The organism is Pseudomonas sp. NPDC089406 (assembly GCF_044900265.1).
In the GTDB taxonomy this organism is placed as follows: domain Bacteria; phylum Pseudomonadota; class Gammaproteobacteria; order Pseudomonadales; family Pseudomonadaceae; genus Aquipseudomonas; species Aquipseudomonas fakonensis.
Window position 1 is genome coordinate 214004 of the sequence record NZ_JBJDNC010000004.1, and the last position, 14865, is coordinate 228868.

The window sequence follows — 14865 nt, forward strand, 5'->3', positions numbered from 1 at the left end:
ACCCGCTTGACGGCTAGGGCCGTCGGAGACCCTTGTAATGCTCGACCAAGATGTACGCCTGCAACAACTGACTGCCTGGCTGGATGAGCAGTTGGCCAACCTGTTCCGCAACAACGGTTGGGGTGAGGTGCCCGAGGGCACGCTGACCGCGGCCAGCAGCGATGCCAGTTTCCGCCGTTACTTCCGCTGGGAGGGCGCCGGCCACAGCTTCGTGATCATGGATGCGCCGCCGCCGCAGGAGAACTGCGCCCCGTTCGTCGCCATCGACCATTTGCTGGCCAGTGCCGCTGTACACGTGCCGCAGGTGCTCGCCCAGGACCTTGAGCGCGGCTTTCTGTTGCTGGGCGACCTGGGTCGCCAGACTTATCTGGACATCATTACTGCCGACAACGCCGACGGCTTGTTCGCCGATGCCATCGATGCGCTGCTGAAGCTGCAGCGCCTGCCGATGGACGCCGTGCTGCCTAGCTATGACGATGCCCTGCTGCGCCGCGAAGTCGAGCTGTTCCCGGAGTGGTACGTGGGCCGTGAGCTGGGCCTGCAACTCAACGACAAGCAGAAAGACACCTGGCAGCGAGTCAGCCAGTTGCTGATCGACAGCGCCCTGGCCCAGTCCAAAGTGCTGGTGCACCGCGACTACATGCCGCGCAACCTGATGCAGAGCACGCCCAACCCCGGCGTGTTGGACTTCCAGGATGCGGTCTACGGCCCGGTCACCTACGACATCACCTGCCTGTTCAAGGACGCGTTCGTCAGTTGGCCACAGGCGCGGGTCGAGGGCTGGCTGCGTGACTACTGGCACAAGGCTCAGGCCGCCGGCATCCCGGTGCAGGCCGACTTCGAGGCCTTCCAGCGTGCCAGTGACCTGATGGGCGTGCAGCGCCACCTGAAGGTGATCGGCATCTTTGCCCGTATCTGCCACCGCGATGGCAAGCCGCGCTACCTGGCCGATGTACCGCGGTTCTTCTCTTATATAGAAGAAGTGATCGGCCGCCGGCCGGAACTGGCCGAGCTGGGCCAGCTGATTGCCGAACTGCAAGCCGGGGCGCGCCGATGAAGGCGATGATTCTGGCGGCAGGCAAGGGCGAGCGCATGCGCCCGCTCACCCTGCATACCCCCAAGCCGCTGGTGCAAGCCGCCGGCAAGCCACTGATCGAATACCACCTGGAGGCGCTGGCCCGTGCCGGTTTCACCGAGGTGGTGATCAACCACGCCTGGCTAGGCGAGCAGATCGAGGCCCACCTGGGCGACGGCCAGCGCTTCGGCCTGAGCATCCGCTACTCGCCCGAAGGCGAGCCGCTGGAGACCGGCGGCGGCATCTTCAAGGCGCTGCCGCTGCTGGGTGATGAGCCGTTCCTGCTGGTCAACGGCGACATCTGGACCGACTACGACTTTGCCGGGCTGCGTGCTCCGCTCGGCGGTCTGGCGCACCTGGTGCTGGTGGACAACCCCGGCCACCACGGCCGGGGTGACTTCCGCCTGCTGGACGGGCGGGTGGTGGACGGTGATGACGCCCCCGGCACCCTGACCTTCAGCGGTATCTCGGTACTGCACCCGGCATTGTTCGAAGGCTGCCAGCCTGGCGCCTTCAAGCTGGCGCCGTTGCTGCGCCAGGCGATGGCCGAAGGCCGGGTGAGCGGCGAGCGCCATAGCGGCCTGTGGGTCGATGTCGGCACCCTCGAGCGCCTGGCGGATGTCGAACGCCTGATTAACGGGCGCGCCTGAGATGTGGTGGCCGAGCACATTGATCGGTGCCGGGGCCGGGTTCGCCGTGGCCAGCATCCCCGGGGCTTTGCTCGGCGCGTTGCTGGGCCAGGCCATGGATCGGCGCCTGCGCCTGCAAGGGTGGGATGATATGCGCGAGCGCCTGGGCGGGCGCCCGGCGCTGCGTGACGACGAGTTGCTGTTCGTGCTGCTGGGGCGCCTGGCCAAGAGCGATGGCCGGGTGCTGGAGGGGCATATCCAGCAGGCACGCCAGGAGATGACCCGCCTTGACCTGACTGAACCGGCGCGCCTGCGGGCGATTGCCGCCTTCAACCGTGGCAAGGCCGGCAAGGACCGGCTCAAGACGCACCTGCGGCGGATCCGCCTGCAGCCGCATGCTGCCGAGGGCACCTTGCGTGCCTGCTGGCGTATGGTCTGGGCCGACGGCAAGGCCGGGCGCCATGAGCGTGACCTGTTGATGGGCTGGGGCGAGCTGCTGGGGCTGAGCCGCAACCAGGTGCACGCGCTGTCGCTGGAGTACGAGCCGCGCAAGGCGTCGGTCGAGGGCAGCATGACCTATGCCGCTGCGCTGCGCCTGCTGGGGGTGGAGCCGGATACCGCGAGCGACCAGGTCAAGCAGGCCTATCGCCGGCTGGTCAGCCGTCATCACCCGGACAAGCTGGTGGGCAACGGCGCCAGCGAAGCGCAGGTGCGCGAGGCAACCGAGCTGACCCGCGACCTGCACCAGGCCTATGCCATGATCCGCAAGCGCCGGGGCTTCTGAACCGCTTGAACCCTGCGCGCTACCTGTAGGAGCCGGCTTGCCGGCGATGAGGCCGGCACAGCCAGCGCCGGGCATTTGCTCTTATCAAGTGGTGCTAAGTGGCGCGTGGGGGCATCTGCCTTGTGCTGCCGGCCCGGGCCTCATCGCCGGCAAGCCGGCTCCTACAGGGTTCAGTGCAGGTCTTAGGTTTTTACTCTTCCTGTGGCGTCAACCAGCCGCGCACCCGGCGCAACAGCTGCTCCTGCTCGGCAGCCTTGTTTCCCGGCATGGCGATCAGCGACAGCTGGCGGTACTGGCTGTCCTTCTGCCGCTTGCTGGCTTGCAGGCGCGCTTGCGCCGCCAGGCGGTCCTGGGTGCGGGTGGCGTAATAGATGTCGGCAGCCGGCACTTTCAGGGTCGGGGTCAGGCTCAGCAGGTCATGCTCGACCCGGGCCGGGGTTTGCGCGGCCACCATCACCAGCTTTTGCACTTGCGGTGGCTGCTTTTCGCTCAGATAGCGCGCCGCCCAGTAGGCACCGCTACCATTGCCCAGCAGCACGATGCTGCGCGCCTTTTGCTGCTGGGCATAGGCCACGGCGGCATCCAGGCGGGCGAAGATGCGTTCGGCGTCGCTTTCGTCGTTGTGTTCGTCGGCTTCGACCGCGTCGGTGCTTTCGGCAGTGTCGGCCTCGGGGGCGGTGGCCTGGGCGACGTTGGCGTTGGCATCGGCCGGGGTATCCTTGGCCGGGGCCGATTCACCCTTGGGCGCCGCCGGCTCTGCGGCAGGCTTGGCTTCGACCCGCGCCTGCGGGCGCTCGGCCAGCAGGTCCGGCAGGCTGACGCTCAGGGTGTGCCAGCCGACATCGGGAAAGCCGCGGCGCAGCGGCCCGACGGTGTTCGGCCAGTCGGCGTTCTCGCCAGCCCCCGGCACGATGATGACCGCGCCCTTGGGGTCGCTGTCGTTGGCCGGTTTCCACAGCGCCAGGAAGCTTTCGCCATCGGCTTGCAGCATCTGTTGTTCGGCCTTGGGTACCCGGCGCTCGAGCGCCAGGGCATCGTCGGCACTGCGTTCGGCCAGCGGCGCACGTGGGGCCGGGGCGGCGGCTTCGGCCGCAGGCTCGGTTTTTTCGGCGTCGGCTGCCTGGGCGGCCAGCGGCAGGAGCGAGGCGAGGCAGATCATTGCCAGCTTCGTGCGATAAAGTGTGAACATGGATCGGTCCAGGGCCATAGAGATACCGGCAGCCTAATAGTATTTGTCCGCGACGGCCATGTTGTGCGGCCATCCTTACCAAGACGAGGGTATAGATGAAGCGAGTGCGTTGCCTGTGGGTTATCGGCTGGTTGTGTCTGCCCTTGATCGCTCTGGCCGGGCCGGCCATGCCGGTGGCGGTGGTGCTGGAGCCTGCGCAGCAGCAGTGGCTGGATGCGCATCGCAACTTGCGCGTGGGGCTGGTGCTGCAAGCACCCTACGCTCAGTTCGACCGGCGCCTGCAGCAGTTCTACGGGGCCAACGTCGAACTGGTCAACGCCCTGGCGCAAAACCTCAAGCTCGACCTGACCTGGCGCGGCTTCAACGACGAGGCGGCGCTGGAGCATGCCTTGCTGGCCGGCGAGATCGATTTCGCCCCGGGCCTGACCCAGACCCCGGCCAGCCTGCGTAACTGGTTGTTCAGCGACCCCTACATGCGCGTGCCGCAGCTGGTGGTGGGCATGCGCAGCGGCGCGGTGGCGGTGGAGCTGGAAAAGCTCGGCGCCAACGACCGGGTGGCGGTGCGCATGCCGTCGCGCCTGGCCGACTACCTGCGCGGCAACTATGGCAACCTCAACCTGCAGGGTGTACCCAACGAGCGCGAGGCGCTGCAACTGGTGCTGGGCGGGCAGGCCGGCTTTGCCGTGGTGGACGAGGCGCAGCTCAGTCGGTTGTCCCGCGAGAACGAATTCGCTGACCTGGCGGTGGTCGGCGATATCGGCCTGCCGCAGTTGCTGCGGGTGGGGTCGCGCCGCGACTGGCCGCTGCTGGCCGATGTGCTCGAACGCGGTTTGCAGGCGCTGCCGGCCAAGCAGCTGGAACAGATGCACCAGCGTTGGCTGCAACCCAAATACCCGCGGTTTTCCGAGTCGGCCGGGTTCTGGCAGAACCTGGCGCTGCTGTTCGGCCTGCTGTTGCTCTGCGCCATGGCCACCCTGGTGTGGCAGCGCCGCCAGCAGCGCGGGCTGGAGCGCGGCTTGCTGGCGGCGCGCGAGAGCCTGGCCGAACGGCAGACCCGCGAAGAGGCGCTGCGCCTGAGCCAGTTCTCCATCGACCAGAGCACCGTGGGTATTCTGTGGGTCAACTGGGACAGCCATATCCGCTACGCCAACCACGCCGCCGAGCGCATGCTCGGGTTCGCCGAGGGCGTCTTGCTCGACCGGCCGCTGATCGACATCGAGCCGAACCTGAGCATGGACCGCTGGCTGGAGCTGTGGAAGCGCGCCCGCTCGGGCGAGGGCGGCGACCTGCAGTTCGAAAGCCAGGTGCGCAGCGCCAGCGGCGAGCTGCTGCCGGTGGACCTGTCGCTGTCGTTCTTGCGCTTTCGCGACGCCGAGTACCTGGTGGTGTTCGTCACCGACGTCACCGAGCGCCGCCGTGCCCTGGCCGCGCTGCGCGAGAGCGAGGCGCGGCTCAAGGGCATCGCCGGCAACGTGCCGGGGCTGGTGTTCCGCCTGGAGCGTGACGCGGCCGAGGGCGAGCTGGAATTCCCCTACATCAGCGAGGGCAGCGAGGCGTTGGTGGGTTATACCCCGGCGGCGATCCAGCACCCGGACATGGGCCTGCGCAACCTGGTGCACCCCGAGGACCGTGCCGATTACCACCGGGTACAGGACATCGCCCTGGCGGGTGACCAGGACTGGTCGTGGCAGGGTCGCATCCTTACCCGCGAGGGTGAGCAGCGCTGGGCCGACATCAAGGCCACCACCCGCCACCTGGGCGATGGCAGGGTGGTGTGGGACGGAGTGGTGTGGGACATCACCCAGGGCAAGCAGGCCGAACTGGCCCTGGCTGGCTCGCAAGAGCAGTTGCGCGAGCTGTCGGCACACCTGGAGAGCGTGCGAGAAGAAGAAAAGGCACGCATCGCCCGCGAAGTGCACGATGAGCTGGGGCAGATGCTCACCGTGCTCAAGCTCGAGGTGTCGATGTGCGAGCTGGCCTACGCCGAGTTGGATAGCGGGCTGAACGAGCGCCTGGCCAGCATGAAGCGCCTGATTGCCCAGCTGTTCCAGCTGGTGCGCGATGTGGCCACGGCGTTGCGCCCGCCGATTCTGGATGCCGGCATTGCCTCGGCCATCGAATGGCAAGCCCGGCGCTTCGAGGCGCGCACGCAGATCCCGTGCCTGGTACAGGTGCCGGATAATCTGCCACCCTTGAGCGATGCCAAGGCCACCGGGCTGTTCCGCATTTTGCAGGAGGCGCTGACCAACGTGATGCGCCACGCCCAGGCGCATACCGTGCAGATCGAACTGGTGCGCGAGGGCCAGCAACTGCGCCTGACGGTGATCGACGACGGCGCAGGTTTTGCCATCGATGCCGCAAGGCCCGCATCGTTTGGCCTGGTGGGGGTACGGGAGCGGGTATTGATGCTGGGCGGCAGCATGACCCTGGACAGCGAGCCGGGCGAGGGCACCAGCCTGAGCGTGGCGATTCCATTGATGCAGGAGAAACAGTCGTGATTCGAGTGCTGGTGGCCGAAGACCACACCATCGTCCGTGAGGGCATCAAGCAGTTGATCGGCCTGGCCAAGGACATGCAGGTGGCCGGCGAGGCGGGTAATGGCGAGCAGTTGCTGGACACCCTGCGGCATACGCCCTGCGAGGTGGTGTTGCTGGATATCTCGATGCCCGGGGTCAATGGCCTGGAGGCGATCCCGCGCATCCGCGCGCTGAACAACCCGCCGGCAATCCTGATGCTGTCGATGCACGACGAGGCGCAGATGGCGGCGCGGGCGCTGAAGGCCGGGGCGGCGGGCTATGCCACCAAGGACAGCGACCCGGCGCTGCTGCTGACCGCCATCCGCCGGGTGGCGGGGGGAGGGCGCTACATCGACCCGGCCCTGGCCGACCGCATGGTGTTCGAGGTGGGCCTGACCGAGACCCGGCCGTTGCATACGTTGTTGTCCGAGCGCGAGTTCTCGGTGTTCGAGCGTCTGGCCCAAGGTGCCAACGTCAACGACATCGCCCTGCAGCTGGCGCTGTCGAACAAGACCATCAGCACCCACAAGGCGCGGCTGATGCAGAAGCTCAAGGTGAACTCGCTGGCGGAACTGGTGAAGTACGCCATGGAGCACAAGCTGGTGTGAGTGTTCTGGTTGCGACAGGCAGATTGTTGGCCTGGCAGGAGACCCTGTGGGAGCGGGTTTACCCGCGAATGGGCCCGACCTGCTGATCTCGGTGGCTGCACCGGCCTCTTCGCGGGTAAACCCGCTCCCACAGGCCCTGCGTGGCCCCTGACTGGCATTCCAATCACGCCATCCGTGTAGGGCAATCCCTACACCAACTCTTCCACCCGGACGATGGCATTCTCTCAGCACCGCCGATTTCCGCACCCTTGCCGCTCTTCTACGCTGTTGCCTACGCAGTCATTCCAACAAGAAGGTGCAGGGCATGAGCGAGGCGAATTCGAACGAGACGCTGGTCAGCTTCCGTGGTGTGCAGAAGAGCTACGACGGCGAATCGCTGATCGTCAAAGACCTCAACCTGGACATTCGCAAGGGCGAGTTCCTCACCCTGCTCGGCCCTTCCGGCTCGGGCAAGACCACCAGCCTGATGATGCTGGCAGGCTTCGAGACCCCCACCGCCGGCGAGATCCAGCTGGCCGGGCGCTCGATCAACAACGTGCCGCCGCACAAGCGCGACATCGGCATGGTGTTCCAGAACTACGCGCTGTTCCCGCACATGACCGTGGCCGAAAACCTGGCCTTCCCCTTGAGCGTGCGCAACCTGAGCAAGACCGACATCAGCGAGCGGGTCAAGCGCGTGCTCAACATGGTCCAGCTGGATGCCTTCGCCAAGCGCTACCCCGGCCAGCTGTCCGGCGGCCAGCAGCAGCGCGTGGCCCTGGCCCGGGCGCTGGTGTTCGAGCCGCAGCTGGTGCTGATGGACGAACCGCTGGGGGCGCTGGACAAACAACTGCGCGAACACATGCAGATGGAGATCAAGCACATCCACCAGCGCCTGGGCGTGACCGTGGTGTACGTGACCCACGATCAGGGCGAGGCGCTGACCATGTCTGACCGGGTGGCGGTGTTCCACCAGGGCGAGATCCAGCAGATCGCCGACCCGCGCACCCTCTACGAAGAACCCTGCAACACCTTCGTCGCCAACTTCATCGGCGAGAACAACCGCATCAACGGCACCCTGCTGGCCAGCGACGGCAAGCGCTGCCAGGTGCAGCTGGGCCGTGGCGAACGTGTCGAAGCGCTGGCGGTGAACGTCGGCCAGGCCGGCGAGCCGGTGACCCTGTCGATCCGCCCCGAGCGGGTGCGCCTGAACGGCCACAGCGAAAACTGCGCAAACCGCTTCTCTGGCCGGGTGGCCGAGTTCATCTACCTGGGCGACCACGTGCGGGTGCGCCTGGAAGTCTGCGGCAAGGCTGATTTTTTCGTGAAACAGCCGATTGCCGAGCTCGACCCGGCCCTGGCCGTGGGCGATGTGGTACCGCTGGGCTGGGAGGTGGAGCACGCCCGCGCGCTCGATCCGATCGCCGAAGCCCATTGAAGGAATGCTTCACCAACCCTGTACTGTGGAGAGAATAATAATGCGCAAGCAGTTGAAACTGACCGCCCTGGCCCTCGGCCTGTGCGTCGCCGGGCAGGCCCTGGCCGCCGACCTCACCGTGGTGTCGTTCGGTGGCGCCAACAAGGCGGCCCAGGTGAAAGCGTTCTACGAGCCATGGGAGAAGGCCGGCAAGGGCAAGATCGTCGCCGGTGAGTACAATGGTGAAATGGCCAAGGTCAAGGCCATGGTCGACACCAACAGCGTGTCCTGGAACCTGGTGGAAGTGGAGTCGCCGGAGCTGGCCCGCGGTTGCGACGAGGGCATGTTCGAAGAACTTGACCCTGCGCTGTTCGGCAACGAGTCGGACTACGTCAAGGGCGCTATCCAGCCGTGCGGCGTGGGCTTCTTCGTGTGGTCCACGGTGCTGGCCTACAACGCCGACAAACTCAAGACCGCACCGACCAGTTGGGCCGATTTCTGGGATACCCAGAAATTCCCGGGCAAGCGCGGCCTGCGCAAGGGCGCCAAGTACACCCTGGAGTTCGCCCTGATGGCCGACGGCGTGGCGCCGAAGGACGTGTACCAGGTGCTGGGCACCAAAGAGGGCCAGGACCGCGCCTTCAAGAAACTCGATCAGCTCAAGCCGAGCATCCAGTGGTGGGAAGCCGGCGCCCAGCCGCCGCAATACCTGGCCTCGGGTGACGTGGTCATGAGCTCGGCCTACAACGGGCGCATCGCCGCGGTGCAGAAAGAGAGCAACCTCAAGGTGGTGTGGAACGGCGGTATCTACGACTTCGACGCCTGGGCCATCCCGAAAGGCGCCAAGAATGCCGACGAGGCGAAGAAGTTCATCGCCTACACCGTGCAGCCCGAGCAGCAGAAGACCTACTCCGAGAACATCGCCTACGGCCCGGCCAACTCCAAGGCAGTGCCGCTGCTGGCGGACGCGGTGAAGAAGGACATGCCGACCACGCCTGAGAACATCGCCAACCAGGTGCAGATCGACGTGGCCTTCTGGGCCGACAACAGCGAACAGCTGGAGCAACGCTTCAACGCCTGGGCGGCGAAGAAGTAGGGGCGCAATCCCTGAGGCCTGTAGGAGCGGCCTTGTGTCGCGAAAGGGCTGCAAAGCAGCCCCGGCACCTTGTGCATCACGGCTGAGATCCTGGGGCCGCTTTGCGGCCCTTTCGCGACACAAGGCCGCTCCTACAGTAAGCGCGTCAAGCCTGAGGTCACCGCTGTTCTTGAGTGCCCTCAATGTTTCCCTGATTTCCCCGGAGTTCGCCATGGCCATTGCAGTGCCAACCCAAGAAGGCGCAGGCCCAAGCCTGAAACAGCGCCTCAAGCATGCCGAGCGGGTCAACCGCTGGAAGGCCCAGGCGTTGATCGCGCCGCTGGCGCTGTTCCTGTTGCTGGTGTTCCTGGTGCCGATTGCGGCGCTGTTGTACAAGAGCGTCGGCAACCCCGAGGTGGTCGCCGGCCTGCCGCGCACCGTCGAGGCGGTGGCGCAGTGGGATGGCAAGAGCCTGCCCGGCGAGGAGGTCTACAAGGCCCTGAGCCAGGACCTGGCCGAATCGCGCAAGAACCAGACCCTGGGCGATTTGTCCAAGCGCCTGAACATGGAGCTGGCCGGCTACCGCAGCCTGCTGGCCAAGACTGCGCGGGCGCTGCCGTTCAAGGCCGAGCCTGCTTCTTATAAAGACGCATTGCAGAGCCTCGACGAACGCTGGGGCGACCCGGCCTACTGGCAGGCGATCCGCCGCAACACCAGCACGGTGACCTCGTTCTACCTGCTGGCCTCGGTCGACCACCGCATCGACGACCTCGGCGAGTTGGCCAAGGCCACCCCGGACCAGGCCATCTACCTGGATATCTTCGCTCGCACCCTGTGGATGGGCGTGGTGATCACCGCCATCTGCCTGGTGCTGGCCTACCCGCTGGCGTACCTGCTGGCCAACCTGCCGACCCGCCAGAGCAACCTGCTGATGATTCTGGTGCTGCTGCCGTTCTGGACTTCGATCCTGGTGCGGGTGGCGGCGTGGATCGTGCTGTTGCAGTCCGGCGGGTTGATCAACAGTGCGCTGATGGCCATGGGCATCATCGACCAGCCGCTGGAACTGGTGTTCAACCGCACCGGGGTGTACATCTCGATGGTGCACATCCTGCTGCCGTTCATGATCCTGCCGCTGTACAGCGTGATGAAGGGCATCTCGCCCAGCTACATGCGCGCGGCGATCTCTCTGGGTTGCCACCCGTTCGCCAGCTTCTGGCGGGTGTACTTCCCGCAGACCTACGCTGGTGTGGGCGCCGGCTGCCTGCTGGTGTTCATCCTGGCCATCGGCTACTACATCACCCCGGCGCTGCTGGGCAGCCCCAACGACCAGATGGTCAGCTATTTCGTTGCCTTCTATACCAACACCAGCATCAACTGGGGCATGGCCACCGCCCTGGGCGGGCTGTTGCTGCTGGCGACCGTGCTGCTGTACCTGATCTATAGCTGGCTGGTCGGCGCCAGCCGCCTGCGCCTGAGCTGAGGAGCCTTGTCATGCTGAGCCCCTACATGTCGCCTGTGGAGCGGGTGTGGTTCTACACCCTGCGCATTCTCTGCGGTTTGATTCTGCTGTTCCTGGTGCTGCCGGTGCTGGTGATCGTGCCGCTGTCGTTCAACAGCGGGAGTTTTCTGGTGTACCCGCTGCAGGGCTTTTCGCTGCACTGGTACCAGGACTTCTTTGCCTCGGCCGAGTGGATGCGTGCGCTGAAGAACAGCATCATCGTCGCCCCGGCGGCCACCGTGCTGGCCATGGTGTTCGGCACCCTGGCCTCGATCGGCCTGACTCGCAGCGACTTCCCCGGCAAGTCGCTGGTGATGGCGCTGGTGATTTCGCCGATGGTGGTGCCGGTGGTGATCATCGGTGTGGCCAGCTACCTGTTCTTCGCCCCGCTGGGGCTGGGCAACAGCTTCACCTCGTTGATTCTGGTGCATGCGGTGCTGGGTGTGCCGTTCGTCATCATCACCGTGTCGGCCACCCTGCAGGGCTTCAACTACAACCTGGTGCGCGCGGCGGCCAGCCTGGGCGCCTCGCCGCTGCTGGCTTTTCGCCGGGTGACCCTGCCGCTGATCGCGCCAGGGGTGATCTCGGGGGCGTTGTTCGCCTTTGCCACCTCGTTCGATGAAGTGGTGGTGACGCTGTTTCTCGCAGGCCCCGAGCAGGCCACCCTGCCGCGGCAGATGTTCAGCGGTATTCGCGAGAACCTGAGCCCGACCATTGCGGCGGCGGCGACCTTGCTGATCGCGTTTTCGGTGGTGTTGTTGCTGACCCTTGAGTGGTTGCGCGGGCGTAGCGAGAAGCTGCGGACCCAGCAGCCGGGCTGATGGCCCTATCGCCGGCAAGCCGGCTCCTACAGGGGCACGCAACCCCCTGTAGGAGCCGGCTTGCCGGCGATGAGGCCCGAGCAGATAACATGAAGATTCTGGGCACTGCCGCACACCCTTGATACCAATCAGCCCTCATCGCATTCCCTGAGTTACAATGCGCGCCACCGTGATTCTGCCAACAGGTGCGCCATGCAGCCCTACGCTATTGCCCCCTCCATTCTTTCCGCCGACTTTGCCCGCCTGGGCGAGGACGTGGACAAGGTTCTGGCCGCCGGGGCCGACATCGTCCATTTCGATGTCATGGACAACCACTATGTGCCCAACCTGACCATCGGCCCGATGGTCTGCACCGCACTGCGCAAGTACGGCGTGACCGCGCCGATCGACGTGCACCTGATGGTCAGCCCGGTCGACCGCATCATCGGCGACTTCATCGAGGCCGGCGCCAGCTACATCACCTTCCACCCGGAAGCCTCGCAGCACATCGACCGTTCGCTGCAACTGATCAAGGACGGCGGCTGCAAGGCCGGCCTGGTGTTCAACCCGGCTACCAGCCTGGACGCCTTGAAGTACGTGATGGACAAGGTCGACATGGTGCTGCTGATGAGCGTCAACCCAGGCTTTGGCGGGCAGAAGTTCATCCCCGGCACCCTCGACAAGCTGCGCGAGGCCCGTGCGCTGATCGATGCCAGTGGCCGTGACATCCGCCTGGAGATCGACGGCGGCGTGAACGTGAACAACATCCGCGAGATCGCCGCCGCCGGCGCCGACACCTTCGTGGCTGGCTCGGCGATCTTCAACGCCCCGGACTACAAGCAAGTCATCGACAAGATGCGGGCCGAACTGGCGCTGGCACGCCCATGAGCGGCTTCGAGCAGCTGTTCCCGGGGACGCTGCCCAGGCTGGTGATGTTCGATCTGGATGGCACTTTGATCGACTCGGTACCGGACCTGGCTGCAGCGGTCGACCGCATGCTGCTCGAACTCGGGCGCGAGCCCGCAGGGCTCGACGCCGTGCGCCACTGGGTGGGCAACGGCGCCCAGGTGCTGGTGCGCCGCGCCCTGGCCGGTAGCATCGAACACGACGCCGTGGACGATGAGCTGGCCGAGCGCGCCCTGGCGCTGTTCATGGAGGCCTATGCCGAAAGCCACGAGCTGACCGTGGTTTACCCCGGCGTACAGGACACCCTGCGCTGGCTGAGCAAGCAGGGCGTGGAGATGGCGCTGATCACCAACAAGCCGGAGCGCTTCGTCGCCCCGCTGCTGGACCAGATGAAGATCGGCCGTTATTTCCGCTGGATCATCGGCGGCGACACCCTGCCACAGAAAAAACCCGACCCGGCAGCGCTGCTGTTTGTCATGAAGATGGCCGGCGTGTCCCCCGCCGAATCGCTGTTCGTCGGCGATTCGCGCAGCGACGTACTGGCGGCCAAGGCCGCCGGGGTGCAGTGCGTGGGCCTGAGCTACGGCTACAACCACGGCCGCCCGATCGACGAAGAACACCCCAGCCTGGTGCTCAGTGACCTGCGGCTGCTGTTGCCTGGTTGCTTAGTCACCGACACTGGGATAACGTTGGCGGACCTTCAAGCCCCGCACAGCAGAGACAACGACGTGGTGGTTACCGGCAAATTCTGGATGAAAGTCATCAAGGCCCTGGCCCGCTGGCGCTGGCGCGCCTGACTTATGCCCGCCGGCGCCTGCCGGCCCGTCCGCTTGCCCGACCCCATTGCTGCTTGCCACGAGGCTACCCATGACCCGCGAAGAATTCCTGCGCCTGGCCGCTGCCGGCTACAACCGCATCCCTTTGGCCTGTGAAACCCTGGCCGACTTCGATACGCCGCTGTCGATCTACCTCAAACTTGCCGACCAACCCAACTCGTACCTGCTCGAATCCGTGCAGGGCGGCGAGAAATGGGGCCGTTACTCGATGATCGGCCTGCCGTCGCGCACCGTACTGCGTGTGCACGGCTACCACGTCAGCATCCTGCAGGATGGCGTCGAGGTGGAAAGCCATAACGTCGAAGACCCGCTGGCCTTCGTCGAAGCGTTCAAGGACCGTTACAAGGTTGCCGATATTCCGGGCCTGCCGCGTTTCAACGGTGGCCTGGTGGGGTATTTCGGCTACGACTGCGTGCGCTATGTGGAAAAACGCCTGGGCGCCAGCCCCAACCCGGACCCGCTGGGGGTGCCGGACATCCTGCTGATGGTCTCCGACGCGGTGGTGGTGTTCGACAACCTGGCCGGCAAGATGCACGCCATCGTGCTGGCCGACCCCAGCGACGAGCAGGCTTTCGAACAGGGCCAGGCCCAGCTGCAGGGCCTGCTGGAAAAACTGCGCCAGCCGATCACCCCGCGCCGCGGCCTCGACCTGGGCGGCCCGCAGGCGGCCGAGCCAGAGTTTCGCTCCAGCTACACCCGCGAGGATTACGAAAACGCGGTTGGCCGCATCAAGGAGTACATCCTGGCCGGTGACTGCATGCAGGTGGTGCCGTCGCAGCGCATGTCGATCGACTTCAAGGCTGCGCCCATCGACCTGTACCGCGCCCTGCGCTGCTTCAACCCGACCCCTTACATGTACTTCTTCAACTTTGGCGACTTCCACGTGGTGGGCAGCTCGCCGGAGGTATTGGTACGGGTCGAGGACAACCTGGTCACCGTACGCCCGATCGCCGGCACCCGCCCGCGCGGCGCCACTGAAGAAGCTGACCGCGCACTGGAAGACGACCTGCTGTCGGACGACAAGGAGATCGCCGAGCACCTGATGCTGATCGACCTGGGCCGCAACGACGTGGGCCGGGTGTCGTCCACCGGCAGCGTGCGCCTGACCGAGAAGATGGTGATCGAGCGCTACTCGAACGTGATGCACATCGTTTCCAACGTCACCGGCCAGCTGGCCGAGGGGCTGACGGCGATGGATGCGCTGCGGGCGATCCTGCCGGCCGGCACCTTGTCGGGGGCGCCGAAGATCCGCGCCATGGAAATCATCGATGAACTGGAACCGGTCAAGCGTGGTGTTTACGGCGGCGCCGTGGGCTACCTGGCCTGGAACGGCAACATGGACACCGCCATCGCCATCCGCACTGCGGTAATCAAGGATGGCGAGCTGCACGTGCAGGCTGGCGGCGGCATCGTCGCCGACTCGGTGCCAGCCCTGGAATGGGAAGAAACCATCAACAAGCGTCGGGCGATGTTCCGCGCGGTGGCCCTTGCCGAGCAAACCTGCAAGGGCTGAACAGGCTGTGGTGCATGAACCCGGCGGGCCGCCAGAGGCC

General features: G+C 65.8%; 13 protein-coding genes. 12 read left to right on the forward strand and 1 reads right to left on the reverse strand.

The annotated features are described in order from the left end of the window. Positions 1-37: 37 nt before the first annotated feature. From ACI2KK_RS04690 to ACI2KK_RS04700, 3 genes are read left to right on the forward strand one after another with little or no spacing between them, the layout of a single operon-like run. Positions 38-1057 (forward strand): aminoglycoside phosphotransferase family protein, encoded by a 1020-nt coding sequence (locus tag ACI2KK_RS04690; RefSeq protein WP_404668061.1) that lies wholly within the window; start codon positions 38-40, stop codon positions 1055-1057. After that, positions 1054-1725, forward strand: coding sequence for an N-acetylmuramate alpha-1-phosphate uridylyltransferase MurU (murU, locus tag ACI2KK_RS04695; RefSeq protein WP_404668062.1), 672 nt, complete (start codon positions 1054-1056; stop codon positions 1723-1725). Before ACI2KK_RS04690 ends, murU begins: the two co-directional genes overlap by 4 nt. A 1-nt stretch (position 1726) precedes the next feature. Beyond that, a complete protein-coding gene (locus tag ACI2KK_RS04700; protein ID WP_404668063.1) occupies positions 1727-2488 on the forward strand; it encodes a TerB family tellurite resistance protein in 762 nt (253 codons plus the stop codon). Between the two features lie 190 nt (positions 2489-2678). Here ACI2KK_RS04700 and ACI2KK_RS04705 read toward each other — a convergent pair whose 3' ends face one another. Beyond that, the gene (locus ACI2KK_RS04705) at positions 2679-3677 is read right to left on the reverse strand and encodes an alpha/beta hydrolase family protein (protein WP_404668064.1); all 999 of its coding nucleotides are present in this window, start codon (positions 3675-3677) and stop codon (positions 2679-2681) included. A 95-nt stretch (positions 3678-3772) separates the two neighbouring features. On the opposite strand from ACI2KK_RS04705, the gene ACI2KK_RS04710 reads away from it, so the two are divergent. The 9 genes from ACI2KK_RS04710 (at position 3773) to trpE (ending at position 14825) form a co-directional block, all read left to right on the forward strand. Further along, positions 3773-6175, forward strand: a complete 2403-nt coding sequence (locus tag ACI2KK_RS04710; protein ID WP_404668065.1) for a PAS domain S-box protein — start codon at positions 3773-3775, stop codon at positions 6173-6175. After that, positions 6172-6801 carry a response regulator gene (locus ACI2KK_RS04715; protein ID WP_404668066.1) on the forward strand — a complete coding sequence of 210 codons (630 nt, stop codon included), beginning with the start codon at positions 6172-6174 and terminating at the stop codon, positions 6799-6801. The genes ACI2KK_RS04710 and ACI2KK_RS04715 overlap by 4 nt, the downstream gene beginning before the upstream one ends. Before the next feature lie 304 nt (positions 6802-7105). Next, positions 7106-8218 carry an ABC transporter ATP-binding protein gene (locus ACI2KK_RS04720; protein WP_369989356.1) on the forward strand — a complete coding sequence of 371 codons (1113 nt, stop codon included), beginning with the start codon at positions 7106-7108 and terminating at the stop codon, positions 8216-8218. A gap of 40 nt (positions 8219-8258) precedes the next feature. After that, the gene (locus tag ACI2KK_RS04725) at positions 8259-9293 is read left to right on the forward strand and encodes an ABC transporter substrate-binding protein (protein ID WP_217841505.1); all 1035 of its coding nucleotides are present in this window, start codon (positions 8259-8261) and stop codon (positions 9291-9293) included. Positions 9294-9504: 211 nt separating this feature from the next. Further along, positions 9505-10752, forward strand: a complete 1248-nt coding sequence (locus ACI2KK_RS04730; RefSeq protein ID WP_217887484.1) for an ABC transporter permease — start codon at positions 9505-9507, stop codon at positions 10750-10752. An 11-nt stretch (positions 10753-10763) separates the two neighbouring features. Beyond that, entirely contained in the window at positions 10764-11591 is an 828-nt protein-coding gene (locus tag ACI2KK_RS04735) for an ABC transporter permease (protein WP_217887485.1), read from the forward strand. A gap of 192 nt (positions 11592-11783) precedes the next feature. Further along, positions 11784-12458, forward strand: coding sequence for a ribulose-phosphate 3-epimerase (gene rpe, locus ACI2KK_RS04740; protein WP_404668067.1), 675 nt, complete (start codon positions 11784-11786; stop codon positions 12456-12458). Then, positions 12455-13273, forward strand: a complete 819-nt coding sequence (locus tag ACI2KK_RS04745; RefSeq protein ID WP_404668068.1) for a phosphoglycolate phosphatase — start codon at positions 12455-12457, stop codon at positions 13271-13273. The genes rpe and ACI2KK_RS04745 overlap by 4 nt, the downstream gene beginning before the upstream one ends. Before the next feature lie 70 nt (positions 13274-13343). Further along, positions 13344-14825 (forward strand): anthranilate synthase component I, encoded by a 1482-nt coding sequence (trpE, locus tag ACI2KK_RS04750; RefSeq protein ID WP_404668069.1) that lies wholly within the window; start codon positions 13344-13346, stop codon positions 14823-14825. The last annotated feature ends 40 nt before the right edge of the window (positions 14826-14865 follow it).